Source organism: Sphingopyxis bauzanensis (assembly GCF_002205675.1).
GTDB classification, from domain to species: domain Bacteria; phylum Pseudomonadota; class Alphaproteobacteria; order Sphingomonadales; family Sphingomonadaceae; genus Sphingopyxis; species Sphingopyxis bauzanensis.
In genome coordinates this window covers 861,731-886,249 of record NZ_NISK01000002.1, presented here as the reverse complement: position 1 = coordinate 886,249, position 24,519 = coordinate 861,731, and the positions used below count along the sequence as shown (strand labels likewise).

Below are 24,519 nucleotides of genomic sequence, written 5' to 3'. Positions count from 1 at the left end.
GATGAAAGTCTATGGACGGCTGCTTCCCATCTCGCGGCTCTTCATCTCGCGCGTGGTGCTAGGCACTTCCCGCACCGTCCCATCATCAGAAGTTCGCGCCGCAGTCGGGACAGACGACATTAGCTACATGATCGGCAATCGTGAGGTGATACGTCATATGCAGCCCATTCTTATGTAATTCAGTGCCACATCCAAAGCAGGGCGTCCGCATTGACGCGGTGCCACAGTCCGAGCATCGGTAGAACCATTTGGCATTGCCGCGTTCGGTCTTTCCTTGTGTGACATCAATACTCCCGTGAGCCTTGCCGCAGGCGATGCATAAGCTTGCGTTGGACCTGCAGATTTCGGCTTTTTTGTCCTCCCGACCACTTTGCCCGGCGCCATTCGCATTGATCTGAACGAACTCAGGCTTGGGAAACACCTCCTGAAGCTCAAGTGCGATCAGGCGGCGCAAATTCATGGTCGATGCGCCGGCGGAAACGGGATCCGCACCAAGCTGGATGCTGCCGTGAGCGTGACCCGTTGGGTGGTCCTGTCCGTAGTCACAATCTCGGCTCCAGACCAACGGCGAAGTCCTATGCTCAACTGCTCCCTTGGCAGGGTGGAGGATGAAGACGCGATCTCCGTCCTGACCATAGTCCTTGGCGTCGACCAGCAACCTCAGCATGTCGGCAAGTCCTCCTTGCTTCCAGCGCGTGCGGAACTTCGCATCCATTACAAGACCGGAGTGCTGCTCGGCTAGGTTCCCTAAGATAGATGGGCGATAGCCCCATGTTAAATCAACATTGGCTTCAACGTCTGAAGCAGAGGCGGCGACCTTGAAACGCAGCCGAAAATCCGGACGCCGTCCGTTGGCCAACACGGGTTCAACATCCAGTTGGGCGGTCAGACTGGGATACTGACGTGTGAATTTGATCGTGAAACCCGGGTCTCTGGGCTCACTCGCTTGAGCCGAGAACGTCACGACATGTTCCACCCAATCCGGCTGTGGGACAAAGCCGAAATCCTCTATCAGAACCGCGACGATCTTGATCAGGCACCAGCGTTCATAGAGCGCGCTGGCATGCAGGATGTTGATGCGTCCGAGCTTTTCGAGCGTATCTCCGCCAATGCCCGTGCTTTGCTCCAGGATCACGACTTTATGGAAGGCTGCCAGCGCGCCCGCATAGATCGGATTCTGGACAAAACGCATGCCCATCGGAAACGTTGAACTAGCAGAAACCCGCAGGCGATCCCATGAAGCCTCCTGGCGACCTAGGGCACTCCCTATGGCGTCAAGTGCGGCAGACGCCATTGCGCCTTCCTGGGCACGAACATCGAACTGGCTTGCCCGGATAAGCGCGGTGTTTGCCTCCGCGCGATATTCCTGGCGTTCCTTGGTGCTGATCGCCCTGTGCCAGCCTTCGCGTTCATATTGCAAGCGGGTGGCTACGCGTCGCTCAAGCACTGGGGATCGAGGTCGGACAGCAGAGACCTTAGTAAAAGTCGCTCGGCGCCCCTCCGTGCCTTTCGCCGTGGTAAAGGAACTGACACTCGCCTTGCCCATTAAAGCCAAGGTGAGGTCTTTGTCGATACTCTGAGCCTCCCTCACGAGCTCATGAAGGCCTTCGGGGAGTTGAGCCACACTGAACTGGAAGCGCTCGCCTCCGCCATTCTGGCTGTCGCCATCCAGATTTCGATAGAAAAGGCCTCCACCTTTTCCTTCATACTTCTTGCCCACAGAGAATCGATACTCGCGTTCGTTTGATCGAGATAAGACCGAACCGACTGCCCAGTTGGCGATCGCATCCATGCGTCGCCGGATATCGGCAAGCTGGTTGTCGAATATCTCCTGATCTACCTCGATCTGCTCGGTGACGAGCAGATCTGCCGCTCGTGCCTTCTCTCTTGCAGAACGGGCGGCAAGATGCCCATGGTGACGCGATGACGAGCGCGCAAGCGATTGCGCAACGCGACGGCAATGCTGAACCAGCCCGCGCAGGTATCGATTCTCAGGAACGTCAGCGCTCTCCTGTGCCGCGCGCCCGGGGTAGAGCCGTGCGCCAGGACGGCGCATGACGGAACGAAACGTCTCGGCATTCGGACGTAGACGCGATGGAGGAGCCAGCGCCGTGACTTCCCGGATTTCCTGAGCAGGATGCTCGAGGACGCGGCCCGCGGCCTGAGCAAACTCCCCGAGTGCATCGACAAGGTCACGGCTGTAGTCGGACCCCACCTCGCCCAGAGCCCCTGTCGGCTTCCCAATCGCGAGCCAGACCAGCTCGTCCCGAAAGTCGTCGAGATACTCCTGCGCATGGGCGCGATCGAGTTCATTCGCGACGGCGTCGATGACCAGGCTCCGATATGGTCCAAGCTCCACCGAGAAAGTCCCGAAGGATCGGTGCATCTCAGAAAGATATCGGCTGTTGGGCTTGCTCCAGCTGGTAGCGGGAATCCACCAGACAGCACCGTGCTTATCAAGCACCGGAAGCCAGGGATGACGTTCGCCCTGGGCATCGACAGTCGCCGGTTCGACGCTTGCGAGTTGACCGGAGAGTTGCAGGCCGACCCATGGCGCGAAATTCCGGAAGATCGAAACTTCGGCATGCATCGTGCCATCTCTCGCGGTCGCGATCTCGATTGGATAGGTCGACACCTCGATCCGCCGGGCAATTCCGGACGAATCCCATTCGATCTCGAGATGGTGCGCCGACACCCCCATCGAACGGGTCAGCGCAGCCAGTAGTTGACGATGCCGTTGTTCCCGTCGGTCAGCCGGATCATGCGTCCAAGATCGCCGACGCAGCTTGCTTCGAGATCGAGGCTTGTTCCTTCGAATCGCTGCGTCAGCTCGGTTCGCAACTCATCGATAAGTTCGCGGCGAAGACGACCGTTGCCGGCGGGACGTGCGGTGTCGAAGGCGATCTTGGGGAGAATCTTATGCTTGACGACATTGTCCAGCGCCTCGTCAGTGTCGATCCCGGCAGCCTCGGCCGCAATCATGTAACCTTGCGATTGGCGAATAGCGCGCAGTCCGAATTCCACGCCGAGGGGATCGAGATACTCACGCGACAGATGCGAGAGGAATGCCACGCTTGCATCATGACGGTCGAAGGCCGGATAGTCGCTGCGGACGCCAAAATCCTCAGGGGTCATCCGCAACTCTGCCAAGTCCGAAGGCAGGCTTTGGTGAGCTCCCTGGACTTCGGCTTCGATCGCGTCCCAGTCGGCTAGCATCGGGTTGCGGAACCGCACTACCTGCACGCGGTCGAGCACCTTGGCCGAAAGCTGGTGCGTGGTATCGTCCATGTTCACGGCGCCGAATATCCAGACGTTCTCGGGCAGGGTGATCGAGGTCGGCATGCGCATCTGAGCCGCGAGTGAGCGCCGCAGGCGTCCATGATGCAGCAGCACGGATTCATTGTCCGCGAAGCCGCCAAGACGGTGCAGCTCGGCATTGGCGCGATCGTCGCGCAGCACTTCTTCGAGCGTGGCACTATCGCCAAGCCCGGAGCGCCGGCGTGCCTCCGCCTCGACTTCGAGGAAGATGCCTTGCTCCACGACCACGTGACGCTCCTCGTCAGCGGTGTAGAGCGGGATCTGGGGAGCGATCGAGCGGTTCTCGAGCAGACTGAGAAAATCGGCAAAGTAGTGCTCCACGCGTGCCAGGTTCATTTCATCAAGGCAGATGAAGTGCGGCACCAGCGGATTACGCCCGGCAGCCTGCAGTGCTAGAAGGAAAGGCGTCGCCTGATAACTTCGCTGGATGGGGTTGAAATATCCGAGAAGGTCCTCCGGGCCGGTCCAGTTGGGCTTCACGGGGATGATCGTGCAGGCACCGCCGATAGCCTTAGCAGCCGCCCGCACGAGGCTTGTCTTACCCGATCCGGAATCACCGGCCAGCACCACCAAGTCACGGGTGCGTAACAGCGCGAGGAAGTCCCGAAGCTGGGCCTGCGAATAGAGCAGGCCTTGTTCGGCCATCCGACTCTGCAGCAACGGCGCCAGCTGGGCGAAGCCGCCGGGGAGCGCGTCCGCGAAGCTGGTCCCCTCGCGCGCTTCTTCCATGGTGCCCAGATGAGGCAACAGCGCTGCCACGTCCTCGGCATCGGCCAGTCCAAGTGCGACAAGCCGGTCGCCCTTCGCGGAGAGCAGCTCTTCCAGGCGGCGATAGGCGATTTCCATAGTCTGCTTCCCTTGTTCCACGGTTCGTTGGTAGGCAGCGAGGCGTTCTTGTTCTTCACGAAGCTGGGATTGCGCCTCGATCACACCGTGCTCGGCTTCATCGCGGCGCTGGCGGTGCGAGGAAAGTTCGGCCTCGACCTCGGCGTGGACCTCCGCGGCGTCCGCTTCTGCCTGCCGACGTGCGGCTGCCAGATTGTTGAGCTCCTTATCGTTTTCTTCCAGACGGCGTGCCAGTTCCTTGTCCTCGTCGAGGACCAGCTTACGCAGGTAGTCTTCGATTTCACCGCGTGCCAGCGCTGAAATTCGACGTGCTGACTCTGGACCGGTCACCCCCACGTGCCAATCCACAGGGAGTTCGCTTAGCGGACGCAGCGTCCCTGAGCGGACATTCATGAGCCACGGATTCCGCTGTTTCTGACGTTCCGCGACGGGCGAGAGCTCAAGTTCCGCCACCGCCCACTGGCGGCCGGATGCAGCAACTTGAGGGTCAATGACCTTGCGCGAGGGGCCTGGTGGCACGAACGCCGATGCTACGACGGCGTCCTTGTGGCCCGATGGGTTTGATAGCGTAGGATAGAGCAAGCCAACGCCCTTCTCAGGATGCTCTATGTCGTCGAAGAACCAAAGCTCCCGCCCGTCTGCCAGCGCCTTGAGCCATACGCGACCGATGACACGGATGGGCTTGTCTTCAGGCAAGTCCCACACAAAACGCAATTCATCGAGAAGGTCAGAAGGGCTACGCTCAATTGCCTCTTTGAGCGTCGCATAGTCTCCTTCGGTGGCTAAACCGGCCGGATAGGGTTTTCCAGTCTGAGGCTTTCTCATGCTACTGGAAGTGCCACCAGCGTCGTGGTCTTGAGGTGTCCGTCGTCAGGACGGGTGGCACATTTTTCGGCATGATGCTTTGAGGATCAATCTCGTTTGTTTGATTGACCTTACGCAGCGGAAATGCGGTGACGCAAGTGCCGATGTTTGAAGATATGTCGTATCGTTCCTGACGGCGACAATTGGGCTCGGGATCGCCCGCTTTCAGACAATTTTCGTGGCGGCCGCAATGGCTGAGTTGGTGAAGGGTTTCGGGCGCTTCAGCGTACGAAAGCCTCTCATGCAGGAACTCGCGTGGGTTCCGGGACTGAGCTATGGCTACGCGAACGGTTCGAGCCTTAAAGGCTCCGGCAGAAGCAGTATTTCGCCGCGAACTACTGGGCGGATCATCGATTCTGCTATGGATTCTGCGTCGGTTTCGATGGCACGGATCAGGACCTCGCGCAGGCTGCCTAGAGTTTCCCGGTCGACCATGGCCGATTCCGGGAGATCGCTGCGCCCGAGGGTGTTAAGTTTTTGCAGAAGTTCCCAATCGCGCAGCAGGTGAGTTTTCCCATCTGCGCTGTGCCAAGCGCCCACAACGATGCGCTGGATTGAATGCCCCTGGCCAGTCACCTCGTCGGCAATGCTGGCGATCAGCAAAGGTGCCTCCAATCTTGAGCAATGGGCAAGATGCGCTTCGCGCTCTTCGCCGTCGCGCAACGCGCGGTCAAACAGCACGTGCCCGACACCCACGAGACGAACGGGGGCGTCCTTTCCGCCGAATTTGGCATTGCGGTCGAAAACGAGACCTTTGTAGCGATCCTGAATGGCATAGTCCGTTTGCGCCCAAGCCTCCGGGGCAAGCACTTCCAGACCATTATCGCGCTTCATGATCCGACGCCCATTCGCTTCCATTGATAGGGTTAGGAACCGCTCTAGATCGGCGAGATCGACCTTGGGGATGTTGCGTCCCACCTGAGCAAAATCGAAGCGGCTGACGCTGCCCAGCATGGTTCGAACTGAATCGACCAAGTCTTCACCACCAATCGTCGCGGCATTGCGATCGAACCAGTCATCCAGCCCCTTGCGGCCATGCATCTGTCCTTCAGCGAACAGTGACTCAAACGTGCTCGCTCCGGACATCCCGACCACGAGCTGGCTGATGTCCTCGCGCTCATCCATGGCAACATCGAGCGCAGCCTGGATTCGCTCGAGCTTGGCGTTGAGCAGGTCCCAGATTCGCGCCTCCACTGTATCGGGATTGCGCAGGATGTAGACCTGCACCGGCCGCGTCTGGCCATAACGCGATAGTCGGCCAACGCGCTGGTGAAGGCGCATTGGGTTCCACGGCATATCCACATGAATCAGGGTCGCACAACGTTCCTGCAAGTCGATGCCCTCGCCCGCAGCCTCGGTCGAAACCAGGAAGCGCACGTCGCCGTTATTGAAAGCCTGTGCAGCGGCATCGCGTGTCCACCCGCACGGACCGCGCTTATCGTTTGCCAGCGCCACGTCTTCAAGGCGATCATCACCGTTTATGAAAGCGCAGCAGCCGTGTCCGAAGCGCGCGTGCAACGCATCGACCACCATCGCCTGCGTGGCTTTGTATTCGGTGAACAGGAGCACCGGCTCATTCGGCGGCAACTCGTCGTCGATCAAACTTACGAGGCGATCGACCTTCCGTTCGCGCACGATGGGCCCGGCCAGTTCGAGCAACTCGTCGATACGGGCAACTTCGCCGTCCATCAGTTCTGCGAGCACCTTGTTCCAGGCGTTTTCATCCGCCTCTGCGCGCTCGTCCAGCGTCTCGTCCTCGTTGGTCTGCTGCGCGGCCTGCTTCGGTGCGCGCGCCTGCTCTGCCACCGCAGCCAACTTGTCGCGTCTGCGGACCAACGCGCTGCGGATCGCAGCGATCGAGCTGGCAGCCAGTTTCTGCAACGCGATCAGCAGCAGCATTCGCGCCGTCTGTGCCCGGCCGTCCAGTGTCGAGGCATAAGCCCGTCCATCAATGATGAAGGCGCTCAACGTGTCGTAGAAGGCGCGTTCGGCTTCGCTGAAGCTGTATTCGCGCGATTCCACTGTCACCGGCGTGAATAGTTTCACGCCTTTGAGATCAGTAACTGTCGCCTTGTTATTGCGGATCATGAACTCCGGCAGCCGGGCGAGTTGTGCTTCCTCGTCCTTGTCCGGCCCGAATACACGTTCGTCGAGCAAACTGAGCAGCGAGAAGAAGCCGAAATCCTTGCCCCGATGGGGTGTTCCAGTAAACAGCAGCAGAGATCCGATTCGACGACGGTCTTCCATCGTTCGCAGCAATTGGAACGAAAGCGTCTCGCCCATTCTTTCGTCGGCGTTGAGGTGATGCGCCTCATCGACAACGACTGCGTCCCACGCGTCAGCATTTAGAAACCGGCTCCCCTCGGCGCGACCCTCGGCGACTTCGCGGCGCAGCGTATGGACGGAGGCGACAACCATTTGCGCAGTGTCCCAGAAATCCGCAGCAGGAGTATCGACCGAACGGTCGTACATATGCAGCCGGATACCGAACATCTGGCGCATCCGCTTTTGCCATTGCGGAACAAGCTTGGCCGGAGCGAGCACCAACAGCCGCCGGATCTGGGCACGCGCGATCAGTGGCATCAACACCAGCCCGGCTTCGATCGTCTTGCCGAGCCCGACATCATCGGCCACCAACCAACGGAATGGCCAGGTCCGGTTGACCTTGTGGCAGACCCAAAGCTGGTGCGGTAAAAGCTGCACCCGCGAACGCGAAAATACCCCCCATTGATCGTTGACCGAACGTATTGCCAGCGCGCTGGCGCGCAGCAAACCATCGCTGCTGGCATCGACAGCGCCGTCACGAAGCGCCAGATTCAACGAACGCGCCAGGGTCAACTCGTTCCTCAGAACGGCATGGATTGCCGCGCCGAAGCGAACCACAACAGTTGCGCCGCTATCCGCCACAACCTCCCCGGACCCATGCTGGGCATGTGCAACGGCCGTCTCGGGAGCAAACGTCAACGAAGCATCACGCATAGGCTGAAAGTCCTTCAAGGTCGTTGTCGGGCACGATAGGCGTCAGGAGTTCAGATCGCGCCGGCGGATAAGGCCGTGTGTTGATCAACTCCAGCGGGAGGTCACCGTCAATGCCGAACGGCATCGGATCGTCGAGCGATGCCGTCACCCGGCGATGCAGTTTGCGGCCCGTGTCCATACCGGATTCAATTGCACCAAGGCCGATCTCCTCGACGAAGCTGCGGATGCGTAGGCGCGTGCTCCAGGCAAAGGGCTGGACGATCTGGGCCTCCTCGCCGGTGTAGATTTCCCGCCGCGCCAGTTCCCGCACGATCCAGTTGGCGCCCATACCCAGCGAACGGGCAATGGGTGCGCCTTCTAGGTTCATTCGACCTACGTGAGCGTCACTCGAGGGACGGAGCAGGCTGCTCAGTGCCACCTTGCCGCCTTCCTGCCGTATTATGGCGGGCAATTTCTTGAAGATCGAACGATATGTGTCGAGATGGCGAGCGATCATGCACATGTCGCCCAGGCAACGCCGCCACATCAGATAATCCTCGGGAGCGTCAGGTTCGCTCCATGCGATCAACCGGGCGACATATCCCTGCAGTTCGGGATCGTCGTCATCGACATGGGCGAGCTCGTTCCACCACTTTTCTGTCCGACCGCGCTCGACGAACCTGCGCGAATGCTCGGGTTTTATCCTTCCCAGTGTCTGGAATGACCCGAGCGAAAGCAGGGTGAACCAAGCTTCGTCGTCATCTTCACGCATCAGTTCGGGATCGCACAAATCCCCATAAGTGGCCTGTTCGTAGCGGCTCACCAAGTCTTCTCGGTTTTCATCCCACCATTCGACCACACCCGCGAGAATGTCCTCGGGGGGGGGCCGGTTAGGTTCGAAGAAAGGGACATACGGCGGGATCAGATCACTACCTCCATCGTCGCCCAGCCAGGCGATGAGCACGCGCTGTTCAGCGGGCGATAACTTCGCAAAAGCAGATAGTGCGCGTGCAGCCTCGGCGGACTGCAACCAGGGGATGCTGCCGATTTCGTTGGGCCGATTTGCCAGGTATTGCAAGGCAGCCAATTCGCGACGGGCGTCGCCAGAGGCAGTGTCCAGCCAGTATTTCATGGTCGCAGGTGGAACGTAGCCCGCCGAGGCGCGCACTAGCTGGGCGAACTCCACCGCATCGCGAGAGTAATCTGCGTGCAATCGGCCTGACGTCGGGGCAAAGCCGGCCCGCAGGCGCTCGACCTGCCCTTCCTGTGTCTCGCGCGCATCCTGGGGGAAGAGTAGCTGCGTGGACGACACGAACTTGCCGTCTTCAGATTTCAAGCGGACGGCACGGATAGCTCGATCGACGCGCTTACGCTCTTCCACCGGCCAGTCTTGGCGGGCACTGGGGTTGAACACTCCGCCGAGCAGAGCCGCCTGGGATGGCGATACGTCAGGGGTGAGAAATAACCGTTCGGCGAGAACCCCAAGGTCGCAGGACACTGGCCGGGTGAAACCTAATTCTGTCAGTCGGCTTGCCCACTTGGTGTCTACAGCATTTGTGCCCAGACCGAACTCGCCGAGCCACGTCGAGACGCGTTGCAGAATCACCGGATCTGAAAGTGAATGTTCGTAAACGCTGTCAACATCACCGACACAGGCTCGCCCGCCTGAGGCCAACGGGATCACTGGGCATTGCGCCAGTAGGGTGGTCAACCCCCGTCCGCTCGTTGGCCTGCCGGACGACCGTCCCTCCAGAACATGAAGCGCCGCGGTAAGGTCAGCGGCGACATCAGGGTACATCAGATCGATCAATCGGTCGAAGAACGTGTCACGACCTTCAGGTAGCAGCCCCGCGGCGGCTGCCACTTCAGCCCATCCTTCATAGAGAGTTGTCAGGCGATCTCCCAGTGGGCCGCCTCGCTTACGGAACTCCTCCACCTTGTCATTGGCTTTGCCGTGCAGACTTCGCCGGCCCTGATCCATCTCGAACGGACCATTCAGCAGCCACGCGGCGTGCACCACTTCGCCGTCCATCGGAACGAGGTTCCATAGCCTGCTCCAGCTATTGGGAAAGGCCACCGGCATGCCTTCGACGATCTGAACGAACATCCGGTAACCACTGTCGAGATCGAGCCTCAGTGCGCGCCGCCCGCGTCCGTAATCGACCATCGCCAAACCCGGTCCAATATCCTGCGGCTTTGTCTCACCCGACGATAGGTCACCGCCATCGCAAAGAATGATCTGGCCGATCTCCGGTGCGGTAACCGGCAGGAACGGCGCGACCAAATTGAAGGTATCCCACGCCATCCCCGCGCCCTCGGCCAGTTCGGGTGGAACCGGCAGGTCGATCACCGTCGAGAACGCGAGTTTGCGATCGTGAATCTGCTGCAGCGCCCGGCCTTCCTCCCAGGGCTCAGGGATCATTCCGCCCAGAATGCGAAACCGAAGCCGCCCGCTGGCGACCCGCGCGTCGTTGCTGAGCATGTGGACAGTCTTGAAGCCCAGCCCGTGTCGACCGTGCATTCCTTCTTTTTCGGAGGAGTCCATGTCTAACATGTTGTCGAGATCGCGCGCAAACCGTAGCGGAGCGTTCGGCCCGGGATGGTTGATCGGCCGCCCCCAATGGATAAACCGCAGATTGCAGATCTGGCCGGTTTCGTCACGCTGGGCCTCGACGCGGACGTCCGATTCTCCCGATCCCTGCCGGGCTGCATCGACGGCGTTCTGGAACAGTTCAAACAGTGCGCGCGACGCATCGTAGTTTCGGCGGTTCATCTTCTCGCGGACCGCATTCAGCAACTCGTCGGCTGCCCCTGGTTCGCGGATTGCCTTCCATAACTGCTCCTTGGCAGTAGCCCGGCGTTCGCCCTCATTTTGCCCGCGCCGGCGCGAATCGTCGTCGTAGCGTTCGAGCGCTGCGCGCAAATAGGGACTGCGGGTAAGCTTCTTGATCCGCTCGGCTAGTCCGTCTCGGATATCAGCTATCGCTTCCTCGAGCGTAGCTTGGTCCGACGCCAGATAACCATTGAATAGATGCCCTAACGCGTGGCGCTGGTTCTGCATGGTCATCCGCAGGGGCGCATCTAGACGATAGACAAAATTGCGCAGGTAGCGTGTGGCCTCCTCAAGATCGGCGAGTTGCACCGGCGCAACTGTCAGCCGCCATTCGGTGGCTTCTCCCTGCGGCCCGAGGTGCCGCCCCACCTTGATGCAATCGTAAAGCAGTTCCGAACCCGCCATGGCTTGCACTGCACATAGCGTTCCGGCTGCGGAGAGCACCGGCGCCTGACCATTCTCGACTTGCTGAACGGTGAAGGTAATTCGGCTGAGCTGGCCGGTGATGCTGTCGCCGACAGACAGAGTTTTCTGAGCTGCCTCGTCCAGATCTTCACATATTCTTTCAAATGGGGTGACTCCGGCAAAGCGGGCAGCCACCTTTTTTATCGCTGGGCTGCGACCCAGCATTGCCAGGACCATCAGCACTGCCGGGTACAATTCCTGAAACAGCACGAAGGGTTCTAGCAGTTCGCCGATAACTGCATCTACGTTACGAACCTGTTCTCTCGACAGCGGCGCCGGGGCGACGAAACCTTCAGGCAGGTCAAATTTCAGCGCAGGGTCCAGGCGTGAAGTGGATGCAATGCCAGCCGCCTGCAGTCCCAGCTGATCCGCGCGGGCAAACGTTCCCGCCTCGCTGGGGGCCAGAAGATCGGGCGCCAAGAAGCCGGTGCCCTTCAGCAACTGCTCTTTGCGCGCCTCGAATGCTGGCACGTAGAGTCTGCGCGCGGCATCGCCAACCTGACCGTCGTTATTCGCCAGCGCTGCCAGCGCATTCAGCTGGTCGATGATCTCGTCGATATCGGGCTGTTCGAAATCGATGCCAATGAGCGCCTGCCGCAGGCTCTCCGCCTCGGGAAAAGCACGCATCGCGCTAGCCACCAGCATCCAGATTCCGTCGCCTAGAACGCTCTTCGCATGGGCCAGCTTGCGCAGGTCGTCCTGATGCTGGAGCGGATCAACGACCAAACCGGATACACCTATTTCCGCCATTTCGCGCAGGGTCGTCTTGTACGAGGCGAGGCGGTCGTCCAGCATTTCGTGACGTGCGAGACCTTGCACGATGGCTTCGGGGAGATCACCACGTGCTACAGGAGCCGGATTTCCGGTCTTTTGCGCGTAGAATTCGCGGGCGCAGGGTAGCAGGTCGCGCACATCGCAGGGCGCAGTCCCGTCCTTGCCAACCGGCAGCCAGTGCATCTGCCGCAGTTGGGTGACCAAGTGGTCTTCCAGTTTGCCCACCTCAGCCAGAGCTTGCGTGATCTCATCGGCGAATGTGTGCGGCGTCGCGGATTCTAGCGCCAGTTCGATCTGGCGCTCCGGTCCCCAGGCAGCGATCAGTTGTCGCTGGACCGCTTCTGCCTCGCGGTCGGGCCAGGGGTCGACGATCTGCACCAGGGACCGCATTGCCGCCGGCACCGCATCGAGCCGCCCCCTCAATAAGGTCGCCGCACGATATAACCCTGTCGCACCCATCGCTTTGTGGAGTGCCAATTTCACCAGGACGTCGTTGGCGATCCCAGACTTCAGAAGAGCGATTGCTTGTCCATCGTTGAACGGTTCGACGAACGCGTGGCGGCGTGCCAATTGCTCGCCCAGCCATGTATTGTCACGGTCCTCGATCTCGGCCTCGCGAGCCTTCTGGGGGTTCACCACATCGGCAATGCGTGGGTCGAGAAGACGTGTATTTTCATCAGCGCTGGCCAACCTCTGGACAACCGGCAGCAAGGCCGCATCAAGACCCTTTATGCGCGCCAGCACGGCGGTCTTGGGCAGGTCCGGTTCACCTGAAACGATGCGGCGCAGCGCTTGTGCGTCCAGCAGTTTTCTCAGGTCCTCCAGCAGAGCGATGCGCGCCTCGATTGGGCCGAAACGACGGACCTGGCCCACTATCCGGCACTTGTCCTTTTCGCTGTTGCCCGATGCCAGCGCCATGTCTGCAGGAAGAGGGAAGTTCTGCCGGGCCTGATAGATCACCGGTTCGGCGATCGCCGAGGCCAATCCTTCAAGATGCATCTTGGGGCCATGCTGGAACAGCTGACCTTCCTGCACCAGCTCATGGATTCTATTTGGGGAAAGGAGGATCGTGGCGCCGTTATCGAGGCTGACCACGGGAATGACTTTCAGCGCTTGCGCGACCTGGTCGCGCGCCAGTTCGGCGAAACCAGGGCCGCGAAGCATGATCAGGTTGATCACCGTCAACGCCTGATCGGCCTGCCTGCCAGGATGCGTCAAAATCGGTTCGAGCAAGACCAGCATTGCGACCGCTTCGTCCCGGTTGAGCCGGCGAACGGTTGCCGCCAGCTCTTCGGCCATCCAATCTTCGCGCACGCAAAGCGTGTGTTCCAACCCGGCCAGCCTAGCCAGCAGGGCGGGTTCGGTTACGCTCCTTTGCAGGACCAGGAGTCGCTCGGTCGGCAGGTGGCGTGTCAATCGCTTGATCTGGGCAAATGGTGCCAGCTTCGCTTCGGCGGCCACAGCTTGGCGCAATCCTTCAGCCAGCGCTGCACGTGCCAGTGGACCGGGCGAGGCCTCATCCAGGATATCGGCCAGCGTGGTCGCCGCATCCTTGTCGCTGAAGGCAGTCGGGCTGAAACCCGTTATCAGTTCCGACAGTTCGTGATCGGCCCATGTCGGAGCTGCCGACCCTAGGGTGGTGCCATAGGCTAGGGTAAAGTCGTTGGACTGACACCAATCGTCAAACTTGCTCCACGCCGCCGCAAGGCGCCGCGGCCGGGTCGTTTCACCTTCAGGCAGCGGCCGCAGGCCGGTGGCACTTGTGATACGCCACGTGGCATTTGCTTTGTCGCGGACTCTGGCCAGCACCCTGTCGCCGCAGATGTTCTGCGCCTCTCCGGGCCACCATGCGGTCTGTGCGAGCGTGCGCAACAGTTCGACGCGATCCTTGTCCGCTGGCATTGCTGCAATAGCCCGAGTGATCGCATCGAGAACGCAGGGCAAGGCCGCTTCGGCAAGCAAGGCTTCGTTCCAACGTGTCTCGATGCTGATATCACGGCGAATATCGACGCGATCGCTCGAAACGAAGAAATCGCCATGAACGATGATTTCGACATGGTCGCTGCCCGATAACGGAGCTTCGGCCAGTAGGACCCTGTTACGCTCGGTCCTGACGTTCGTAGGATCACCTAGCGGCAGGTACACGGCTTGCCAGATCCGCAGACGCGCGCCGGCGCCGGCGCCGGCGATTGCCGGATGCCGGCAGACGATCGCGCCACCATGTGGCGTGGCCTTGCTTTCCTTGACCTGGCCGCCCAGCTCCCAGATTAGCGGCCAGTCGTCTAACTTGCGCAATGCAGCCGCGCGGCCATTCGGGTTGTGCGTTTGCCAGCCATGGACTTGCGCTGTCTGGCCGTCGATGCTGAAAGTCCCATCGATTTCGGGCTGCATCACCGCCTGCGCAGCCTTGCCCGGCCCCGCCAGACGGCGAAAACCCGGGCCAGCCAGAAAATTCCACGGTCGTTCGCCGGGACACTCGATAGCGATTTGTTGGAGGTGCCTAAGGCAGCTCAGCGTAACATGCAGCTGTTCGCTGTCGACGATGTCGCGCAGCGCTTCGCTCGGGGTCCATTGGGCCTTGGTCAAACTGAAGTCGTGGCCCGCACAGGGACGCAAAGCGGGGGTGCGAAGGGGGATATAGAGTACCAGCCCCTGTCCGAAGTCACGCGCATCAGCCCATTGTGTCAGCAGCGCGTTGTCGGCAGCCGACAGGTCTTTCCACTCGAAAGCCACGTCTGCCTGCGCGATATTCTCGAAGGGGTTGAGAACCATGGTTGTCGGCGTGGGCGCACCGTCGAGGCGGGCGAACACGACATAGGCGTCGCACAGATGATAAAGTGCCTTTTGCCCGAGGCCGAAGCGACCCACGGCGTGTTCTTCCCCCGCCTTTCCGCCTCCGCTCGCCAGTTGCAGTGCTTCCCAATTGCTGCTGCTTACTGTCCCGTCGTTGGCGACGAAGATACCCGGTGCCCGCAACAACGCATTTTCTGCGCTTGGGTAGCCTTCATGGCCCGCCAGCAGCAATTTGGATGCCCCCACGTCATCGGCGTTCTGGACCAATTCCTTGAATATCGTGAAACCCGATCCATAGCTTTCGCTAAGGAGCCTCTGGATATCCAGCACAACCGATTGCGCAGTGGTTTTGAGAGCCGTCATCTGGATTCCTCAAAGTTTCTAAAAGAGCGTCGAATGTCAGGACGGCGGGTGACCGTGCCGCCAAACGGAAATGATGCCGATGTCGCTAGTGGCGCGTCCATTCGACAGCGTTGGTCGGTCTACGGCAGAAGAATGCGGTTAGCGTCTACATGGCGGAACGCCTTCGATCGGCAGGTTAGCAGGATCACCTGCATCCGCTGTGATGCATCCTGCAGTATGTCGGTCATGGTCTCGAGACGGGCGTCGTCGGAATAGACAAGGGGGTCGTCGAGAATCAACGAGATCGGGGCACCGTCCTCCAGGAGAAGGTCGGCAAAAGCCAGGCGTGTCAGGATCGCGAGCTGCTCCTGCGTTCCGCGACTGAGGTCACCGCAAGACTCGTCAATCCCAGCCCGGACGACAGTGGAGGGGCCAAGTTCTTCATCGAACGAAAGTTCGCATCCAGGGAGAAGCCGCTGGACGTATCGCGCGGCGCGCTTTGTCACTGGGGCGAGAAACGTGCGGGATGCCTCACTGGCAGCTTCTGCCAGTGCTTTTCTTAGCATTTCTAAGGTGTCAGCCTCTCGGCGCAGGCGGTCACCAGCAGCAATCGCAGCTTGCTCCTCATCCTGTGCCTCCGCAACCTGCCCACCGGGTCCAGAAGTGCCTTCGCTCGCCAGCATCGCTTCGAGCGTGGCAATCTTGCCGGTTAGGTCAACGCGATCCTCGTTGGCGCGGACCGTTGCACGTTCTAGATTCTCGATACGCCGCTGGATCGACTCAATGTCAAAGGCCTTTGCACTTTCACGCGCCGCTTCGAGTCCCTCGAATTTTGCGGCCCGCTCACGAAGCGCTTCGCTCCGCGTTGACTCGAGAGCTGGCCGGTCTCCGTCAGCCAGGACGACCTCCAGATCATTGGCTGCCCCGCTTGCTTCCTTGGTCGCTGCCGCTAGATCCGCAGCTGCCGTTGCGAGTGTCTTCTCCATCTTTGCGAGAGACTGGCGAGCCACCTCGTGCCTTGCCAATGCTGCTGCTTCGTGGGGCTTTGCCTGACCAGCCGCACGTTCCAACTCGTCGATATCCTCGGTTGGTGCGACGCTCTCAGTGACGCTTTCATCAAGCGTGGAGACGAAGGCATGAAGCGCATCCGAGCCCGCAGCGAGGCCGACTGTTGGATCCCCTGGGCAGGCGGCTGCGATCTGCTTTCGCAATGCCATGAGTTCACGGTTTGCGGCACCGGCGCGTTCGTTCCGGGAGAGGGCCGCAGAATAGGAGCTGATGTCCAGGGCTCGCAGCGCAGCCGCAAGTGCATCCTCCGCTGATGCCCTATCTGCCTCGATGGAGCGCCCAGATCCTTCAGGCGGACGAATCACAAGGCTGCCGATATCTCCGATCTCAATTCTCGTGGCAGCAAGTATGTCGATGCTCGACGCATCGCTCGACTTTCCGTCGATCCGCAGCGCCGTGCCATCGGCAAGCGTGAAGTCAACCTTGACCGCCCCCGCCTCAAAGCGCGCGCGCGCCGTGATGGCAGCGCGCTCGAGCTGCCCCAAATGATCGAGAGTTTCCGCATCGATAGTTGCACCAGCATCACTGAGCAGAGCCCGCTCACGTTCCTCGAGATCCGATAGGGCTTTCAGTGCAACAATTGCCCGCCGCCCCGCCGCAGCCTTGGCAAAGGCGCCCACGCGTTCACGCGCCGTGGTCAAAATAGCTTCGCATCTCTCCCGTTCAGCACGGGCCGCTTCCAGCGCTCCGCGCAGCGACTTCTCCTCATCGGCTGCTGCGTCCGATTTCTGCTTTGCTTCATTGCGCGTAGCTTCGTTGGCTTCCAGCTGCGATCGGGCATCCAGATCCCGGGCCTCGGCGTCATCAAGACGCTTGAGCCGCAATCCCGCGGCCGCAGCGCGCTCCTCGAACTGCGCATACTGCGCTTCAGCAGCGGTTGTTCGCAGGGTGATCGTCTCGGCGACCTTTTTGTCGCCTTCAAGCTGCTTGCGCTGCTCTGTGACCTCCGGATCGGCAAGATCACGCTCGACAATCCTCAGCCTGGATTTTGCCGATTCAAGATCCGTTAGGGCTTGCTCATAATGGCGAAGCGTCACTTCAGCCTGCTGAAGTGCGCTGGTTGCTGCACCAACCCGCAGCTCCGCTGTAGCAAGCTCCCCGCGCGATTGACCGGTTTTTGATGTGCGCAGCGCAGAATAGGCGGTCTCAATGTTTGCCCTGATGGCGTCGAACCGGCGCCCACCTGTGACCGCGCCGACCTCCGCTTCCAATACCCCGCGCACAGTGTCGCGTACGATGCGATTTGGACCTTCGACCGCAAGTGCGGAGGCCTGCTCCACCCAAAGCATCCCAAGCGGCCCGCGCGCCTCCGCGTCACTTCCCCGGTTGTTACCGCGTTCGAACCCAAGCAGTTCCTGCAGTGCCTCTTCAGCCGCATCGCTCTCGGATCGGCTCCCAGCACCCGTAAGCCTCACGTAAGGCGCCTTCATGAACTGCTTCTCGAGGCTCCAGCTCTGACCTTGGACTTCGAACTCGACATTGACGCGCGGCGCGACGTCATCGCCAATCGGAACATAGGAGCGGACAAGCTCGGTCTTGGCCGAATAGCGAATGAATAGGGCTGCACGCAGCGCCTCGAGCAATGTCGATTTGCCTGTTTCGTTCGGCTCGACAACAATGTTCAGGCCAGGGGTAAATCCATCAATCCGCAGCTGGTCACGGAATTTTCGGAAGTTCGCGACCTCGAGAGACTTCAGGATCATCGTGCCATCTCCGCATCGAGCCGCATTGCTTCGACATAGAGACGCTCAAGCGCTGCTCCGGCCAGTTCTGCATCGGGACCACCAGCCTCGGCTCGGACGCGCAGAGAATCTGTCGCACTAGCAAGGGCGCCCTGGACGTCGATCCGGGCAATGTCCTCTGGAGTAGGCCTTGCGCTGAGACCTTGGGCATCGAGATCGAGATGCCGTAGCTCGTGGGCCAGACGATCCTCAATGGCCGACGTCATTGCCACACGGTCAGACAGGCTTACGACGCCGGACAGCCGAAGCGATAGCAGAACATCGGAGAGCCGTGCCTCAGCGCGCAAAGCCGCTGTCTCGCGCTCGAGATCGCCAGTGTTTTCAAGGTCCCATTGCCGCGACAGCCAGCGGTAACGGCCCGTTTCAGTGCGCTGCAGTACAGGTGCATCTCCGGACCGCACACTCGCCGAAATACATGCGCCGGCTTCCTCCCGGCCAAAGCGATCCACTTCCGGCGTTCCGCTATACGCGGTCCGATCACCCACCGTCAGGAACCCGTGCCAGTCACCCAAGGCAAGATAATCAAGGCCAGCCGAACGAGCGCGATCTGGCGGAATGAGGTTGGAGCTTTCACCCGTCGCCCCGAATTCGGTGATTGATCCGTGCGCCAGTCCAATTCGGAGCGCACCGGGCGGCGTAATCATGTTGACCATCGCAGAGGTGGGATCGGCCACCGTCGTGCGGTGCTCAAGCGGCGCCGGGAGCAGCCAGGCATTTTCTGCCATCTCAACCGGTTCCGGCGTATCCACAATCCGGACATTCGACGGCGCGCGCGCGCGGGCCCGGCTCCACAGGCCTCCCGCCCGGGCATGGTCGTGATTGCCCGGCATCAGCCACCAGGTGACCGGCGCCCGTTCCATCCGGGACATAGCCTGCATGACAATCCGGTCGCCAGGATCAACATTGTCAAACACGTCGCCCGCCACCAAGACGTGGCCAGCGCCGTCAGCTATCGCGACTTTGCCAATTTGGTCGATTGCATCCAGCCGGGCTTCAGTCAGCGCCGCGCGTACGTTTGGAGCGAAACGGCCAAAGGGCTTTCCCAGCTGCCAGTCTGCGGTGTGGATGATCTTCAGCGTTGCCACGAATCAGTCTCCATATCAGTTGGTTCTGTATGCAGCGCTGGGGATGACAAAACTTGTCACCTACGCACCACCATCGACCTCATCGCTAGGCGTTGACGCCGCACGCTGGGAGAACTGGTTCAAACCTAGAGAATTTCTCGCTTCATGTTCGCCCTGCGACGTTTCGGTGCCCCAATCTGACATCCTGTCCAAAACGGCTTAAGAACGATCACTGGCGCAAGGATCGCAGGAGACGACGCCCTGCTCGAGGGCGGACTTAACAGCCGGCGACACCAATGATTGCGGAAACGATACAACCCCATCCCCAACATCGGTCTGGGCAAATGCGTATGCGCGCCGCTCTGCCTCTTCGCCGCCGCGGCGGAGAAGGACATGCATATGACGGTCGCACGGCACCAGCGCTTTAGCGCGATTGGCTACCTCTTCTGCCCACTGTTCCACGTCCCTGGTCAGGTCATTACTCGACATGCACATTCCTCGTCTTTGAGCGTAGTTCCTATCTGTGCCTTGTTTGAACACAAATAGGAAGGTTTCGCTTGGTCGATCCGCGATTCATCCTGCTAACGGCCAAGTGCTAAGCGAACATTTATCCAGACAATTTCACCCCGCCTTACGTGAACCATCATCCGCCACATCGGCTGGAGGGTTCATTGCAGCAGACCATCTTCGATCGGATTACGAACCAGATCATCGCGGCCATCGACGCGGGAGCCAGTGATTACATCATGCCTTGGCACCGAACCGGCACGATGCTTGACTGCCCGACTAACGCGATCACAGGACGTGCCTATCGCGGTCTCAATGTCCTCACCCTGTGGATCGATGGAGAAAGCGCCGGCTTTTCGACAGGCAAATGGGCAACCTATCGGCAGTGGAGCGAACACGGGGCGCAGGTGCGCAAAGGCGAGCGAGGGGCGCCGGTGTTCTTTTGGCAGAAGCGTGACAGCCGCCACACTGAACATGATGAGGGCGACGATCGGCGCCGCCTCGGCTTCGTCGCCAGGGCCTTCACGGTGTTCAACGCCGACCAGGTCGACGGCGCGCTGTTCGAAGTGCCGCCCGTGCTGTCCGACGACGAGCGCAATGCTCAGGCCGACGCCTTCGTTCGGAAGGTTGGTGCGACAATCCTGCACGGAGGCGATCGCGCATATTACGCTCCTGGCCCCGATCAGGTGCAAATGCCGGAATTCGGGCAGTTCAAGTCTGGCGCGGCATATTATTCTACGCTCGCGCATGAACTGACCCACTGGTCGGGGGCCAAGCACCGGCTGGATCGCAATCTCAGAAACCGGTTCGGTTCAGCGGATTACGCTATGGAGGAGCTGATCGCCGAATTGGGCGCAGCGTTCACCTGCGCGAGGCTGGGTCTGCAGACGGAACCCCGACGAGACCATGCTCCCTACATAGCGTCATGGCTCAAGGCGCTTCGCGACGACTCCCGCGCGATTTTTACCGCCGCCAGCAAAGCACAGGAGGCTGCGGATTTCCTCGCTCAAACGGAAACGTCGTCGCCGTGATCGGCGTGCGCGCTCGGGCCGTGCCGCAGCCACAGTCATTTGCGCATAAGCGAGGGTATCTTTTGTATCTGGCACGAACTGGGTGGGTCGCGCGGGCGCGGAGTGCATTCCTACCGCATCTAGCCCTGGACCGAGACAATCGGAACCGGTTTGCGCGCAACCTTTCACCCGGTCAGCACGAGAACTTCCGCCGTTCTTTGCACGACCAAGGTTGAGGATGATTTCAAATAAATCTTTAACTCTCATCCAGAGTGAGAATAACTATCATCTTTTTCACTAGGTGGAAGCAGGAGGATCCCAAGGTTTTTGGCGAATTTCCATGACTTTTCTCCCTTCGTCAGCCGCAAGGCGCACTTCAAACGTCAGTTTTCGTACAGACAACGGATCGCACGTAGCTGAACCTTCACGATCAGAAGCACGTCCCAGCTCCGCCAGTCGCATACGGGCCTTTTTCCGTTTTTCAGCTTCGGCCCACTCCCAGCGAGAGAAGAGCCAGCTCCACGCCCCGTCCGTATAAGCCGAGAGGTGAGCCCCCAATAGCTCTGCTTCGCCTGTCCGTGCAGCCTTGCTCAGTCCCTGCGACAGGCCGAACCGCCGCTGCGTGATTTTCCCAGCCGGACGGCGCTCCCTTCGCGCCACTTTCAGCCGTTCGACCAACGGCTCTCCCTCGACCACGATACCTGGATCGGTCCCGCGCCACAGGGTTCGCAAGAGCGCCCAATGAACGGCGAGGGCGCCGCGTGCTTCGTCCACATGCTGAACTCGAAGCCACTCGCTGTGCCATGTTTCCCCAACCGTGCATCGGCGGGCGAGGAACCGCTCGAATATCCAATGCCGTGCAGGATCTGCTGCGAAGCCCGGCAGATGGAGCAGGACCGTGGAGCGGAGCCCTCCTTCGCGCCCCCGTTCAAGAAACGAAATCCGATGAAGGTCGGCCTGCTCCGGCGCACCAGAACTACGCGCCCAATCCTGCAGCCTCAGACCCAGTTCGCGCAGCAGATCGGAGACCAGGTCGGCGGCCTTCTTGTCTTCAACAATGCCAAGGGCATTGTGATCGAGGGTCAGGCATGCGTTGAAGGTCCTCCGGTGGCGCTGCACCATGAACGTTGCCGCCTCGTATAGCTCGCGCACCTGACGCTCGCTCAAATATTCCGCCGGATCTGTGGCCTCGGCCGTATCGCCGGTGCGCCATGCTGGCGGCCGGCGGCGTCCTCGGCTGGAACGAAATTCAGCGGCATCTCGCGCCGTCGCCAGTCGCAGCGCAATGCCCGTCCTGTCTCGCGGGAACGGACGATCCATCAGAAAAAGGTCGTTGAACCGCGCCATGTGGGCGCCAAGCGCAGCCTCGTCCATGCGTAGCGGCTGAAACGTCCAGAATTCCAACACTTCATCCAGCAGCACTTCAAGCTCGATGCCAAGCTTCTCGGCACGCCACCCGATCCCGGCAACAATCCTCTGGCATTCCGCTTCATCTAGCAACAAGTCGAGCATATGCTCTCGCGTCGTCCGCGCCGGCCCTACGTATCTCAGCTTGAGATACGTCAACAGTTCAAGAACCGCGTCAGCCTTCTCCTTCGCCGACAGGCGTAGGGACCTCATCGCGTCAAGCTGACCTTCGGCGTCGCCATCAAGCGCCGCAACGAGATAGCCAACAATCTCTTCAGTCCCCCTTTTGCGCACTTCGGTACGCGCCAGCGCTGGAGTGATCTTGCCGCCCGCCGCCGCCGCGAAAACAGATTCCAGCGTGTTGGCAAGCTCACGGAACGAGGGAACCAGGCGAGCAATGATCTCAAGCGCGCCTGGTTCGACCGTCAATCTCTCCGCGGCGACGATCTTCTCCAGATAGGCAAGCGCTTCGGGCCACGTCGGCGGTACCAATTCGATGCGAGTGCACCTCGCACGCAAAGGCGGCAGCAGTTCATCAGCATCAATGAGCGAAAAAATGTAGAGCGCGAACAGCGAACCGTCCTCGAGCGGGGCCAAGAGGGCCCGCTGTGCTTTTTCTGTCAGATTGTCGGCTTCGTCGAAGAACACGACGTGCAGCGCAGCGCTATGCGGCCGGGTCACCAGATCTTCTTCAAGCAGTTCACGAATGCCCGCCATCGTCCCGTCGAGACCAGCGTTTATTCGGTGGAAGCTCGGTTGGTGGTTCGCTTCAAATAGGTCGCAAGCATGGCATCCGCCGCACGCTTCGCCTGAGTCCTGCGGTGCGCTGCATTGCATGGTTTTCGCGAAAATTCGCGCAAGCGTGGTTTTGCCTGAGCCGCTTGGGCCCTCAAGGATCACCGAGGCGATCTTTTTGCTCGAACTGACCCGCTCCTTTAGTTGCTTGACGGCAGAAGCCTGGCCAACAACGTCCGAGAACTTGGTCGGCCGGTATTTCTCCGCCCAAGATAGAACGTGCATCCTATATCCTTGAAACCCGCCACCGACCGAAGCCCATGCGTTTCTCTATATTGCCGTCAGAACATCGACGACGAGTTAAGCCCCTTTCAATCTCAATTGGCAAGAATGCACCCCCGCGTCGGCGTTCTTCGGACCAGAAAAAGGATCTCATCATGACACAGCAGAAAGCAGATGAGCGGGATCTGGAGTTCAATGAACTTCAGGAAATTGACGAGAATCAGCTCACCATGAGGAGCGCTCTCAATTTGCGCGACCTGGTCAGTCGGAAGCCCTTCGTCTGGAACGCGGCTGGCGAAAACGGGGGGCTTGTCATCCGATTTGATCCGGAACTGTTTCTCTCTGCACTGGAATGCGTCAGGCTTCCAGGGCTCTCAACAACCGCAGAAGGGCGAAATAGCAAGATCGAGGTCGCGGTCTTTGAAAACGAAATCAGAATGCGTTCGCAGTCACCCTACATCACCTTCGAGGCCGGGCTGCCGCTCAAGGAGCCCGTCAGCGGTCTTCCGAAAGGAGGCTTGGCGTTCCTGATCAAACCCAGCCGGTTCGATCCGTTCTTCAGTCAAACCTCCGTCATACGGCACGGTGAAGAGCGCCGCATTTCCAAGCGTCGAGATACCAGCAGAGCGTTCGACATGTTCGAATATCTCGTTGATGAGGGCGTGCTCGTTCTTGCGCTGAAGAGCATGCGTCTTGGCTTGAAAGTCGAGACGGCAACCCCATCCGCGGCATTGCCGAAAGTTGATCCTGAAACCGCAGTATCGCTCCCATCGATCAGCGCGCTTGCACAAGCGCTACGATGCGCCGCATATGTCAAATCCGGTGCCACATCGCAAAAACACACGCCAATTGCCGTGATCAAGGACGGGCAATGTACTGCGCTGTTCAGAAGCCGCGCCGCCATCTTTGAATCCGTAGAGATCGCGGGGCTCGAACTGGCAATGCCGCTCAACACCCCGCTCAAATTGGCAACGATGCTCGGGCGTCTGCGCGATCCCGCACGGATTGCCATTATCGAAAACCAGGCGCTGATCGACGACGGCCATCTGCGCTGCGCCTTTCCTATTGCCCCGCCATCGCCCCCTGCAATCGACCGGGACGCGCAAGTTCAACAATGTGAGAATTCAACCTGGACCACTGGGTTGGACGACCTGCAGCACATTTGGGGCGTATTCAACGTGATTGCCGGAGATAAAAGCGAGATCGATCTCACCGTGGTCGAAGAGGATGGCGATATAACTCTCCGGCCAAGGATGGACGAGAGCGGGAGCAGCGGCTGGCACAAGATCGATCTTATGGCGCCTCGGCCTCCAAAGGTCTCCGATGTGGTTCCTTACAGGGCTGCGCGGGTAATATTTCGAGACCTCTCCAAAGCAATCGAAAAGATCACGGAACACCGACCGACCATTTCGATCAATTCCAGCGCGGTAATCATCACCGAGATTGCTGAAAAATATAGGCGAGTATATTTCATCGGGCGAAGTGACATCACCACACCCTAGTGCAGCTGG

The 24,519-nt window shown here is 60.1% G+C and carries 9 protein-coding genes; 2 read left to right on the top strand and 7 right to left on the bottom strand.

Translation table 11 applies throughout. From position 1 onward, the window contains the following. Window positions 1-85: 85 nt before the first annotated feature. From CDQ92_RS10680 to CDQ92_RS10645, 6 genes are all read right to left on the bottom strand, one after another. Complete coding sequence (locus CDQ92_RS10680; RefSeq protein WP_229667018.1) at window positions 86-2,635, bottom strand: hypothetical protein; 2,550 nt, start codon at window positions 2,633-2,635, stop codon at window positions 86-88. Between the two features lie 74 nt (window positions 2,636-2,709). Further along, entirely contained in the window at window positions 2,710-4,989 is a 2,280-nt protein-coding gene (locus tag CDQ92_RS21670) for an McrB family protein (protein WP_229667019.1), read from the bottom strand. 318 nt (window positions 4,990-5,307) lie between these two features. Beyond that, a complete protein-coding gene (locus CDQ92_RS10660) occupies window positions 5,308-8,007 on the bottom strand; it encodes a DEAD/DEAH box helicase (protein ID WP_088441318.1) in 2,700 nt (899 codons plus the stop codon). After that, window positions 8,000-15,214, bottom strand: coding sequence for a sacsin N-terminal ATP-binding-like domain-containing protein (locus CDQ92_RS10655; RefSeq protein ID WP_088441317.1), 7,215 nt, complete (start codon window positions 15,212-15,214; stop codon window positions 8,000-8,002). Before CDQ92_RS10655 ends, CDQ92_RS10660 begins: the two co-directional genes overlap by 8 nt. Window positions 15,215-15,333: 119 nt before the next feature. After that, a complete protein-coding gene (locus CDQ92_RS10650; RefSeq protein WP_088441316.1) occupies window positions 15,334-17,964 on the bottom strand; it encodes an AAA family ATPase in 2,631 nt (876 codons plus the stop codon). Then, on the bottom strand, window positions 17,961-19,088 hold the full coding sequence (locus tag CDQ92_RS10645; protein WP_308423578.1) for a metallophosphoesterase family protein: 1,128 nt from the start codon (window positions 19,086-19,088) through the stop codon (window positions 17,961-17,963). The genes CDQ92_RS10650 and CDQ92_RS10645 overlap by 4 nt, the downstream gene beginning before the upstream one ends. Before the next feature lie 650 nt (window positions 19,089-19,738). On the opposite strand from CDQ92_RS10645, the gene CDQ92_RS10640 reads away from it, so the two are divergent. Next, on the top strand, window positions 19,739-20,605 hold the full coding sequence (locus tag CDQ92_RS10640; RefSeq protein WP_229667020.1) for an ArdC family protein: 867 nt from the start codon (window positions 19,739-19,741) through the stop codon (window positions 20,603-20,605). Window positions 20,606-20,881: 276 nt separating this feature from the next. Here CDQ92_RS10640 and CDQ92_RS10635 read toward each other — a convergent pair whose 3' ends face one another. After that, window positions 20,882-23,011, bottom strand: coding sequence for an AAA family ATPase (locus CDQ92_RS10635; RefSeq protein WP_088441315.1), 2,130 nt, complete (start codon window positions 23,009-23,011; stop codon window positions 20,882-20,884). A gap of 152 nt (window positions 23,012-23,163) precedes the next feature. Here CDQ92_RS10635 and CDQ92_RS10630 point away from each other — a divergent pair, with 152 nt between their 5' ends. Further along, complete coding sequence (locus tag CDQ92_RS10630) at window positions 23,164-24,510, top strand: hypothetical protein (RefSeq protein ID WP_088441314.1); 1,347 nt, start codon at window positions 23,164-23,166, stop codon at window positions 24,508-24,510. Window positions 24,511-24,519 lie beyond the last annotated feature (9 nt).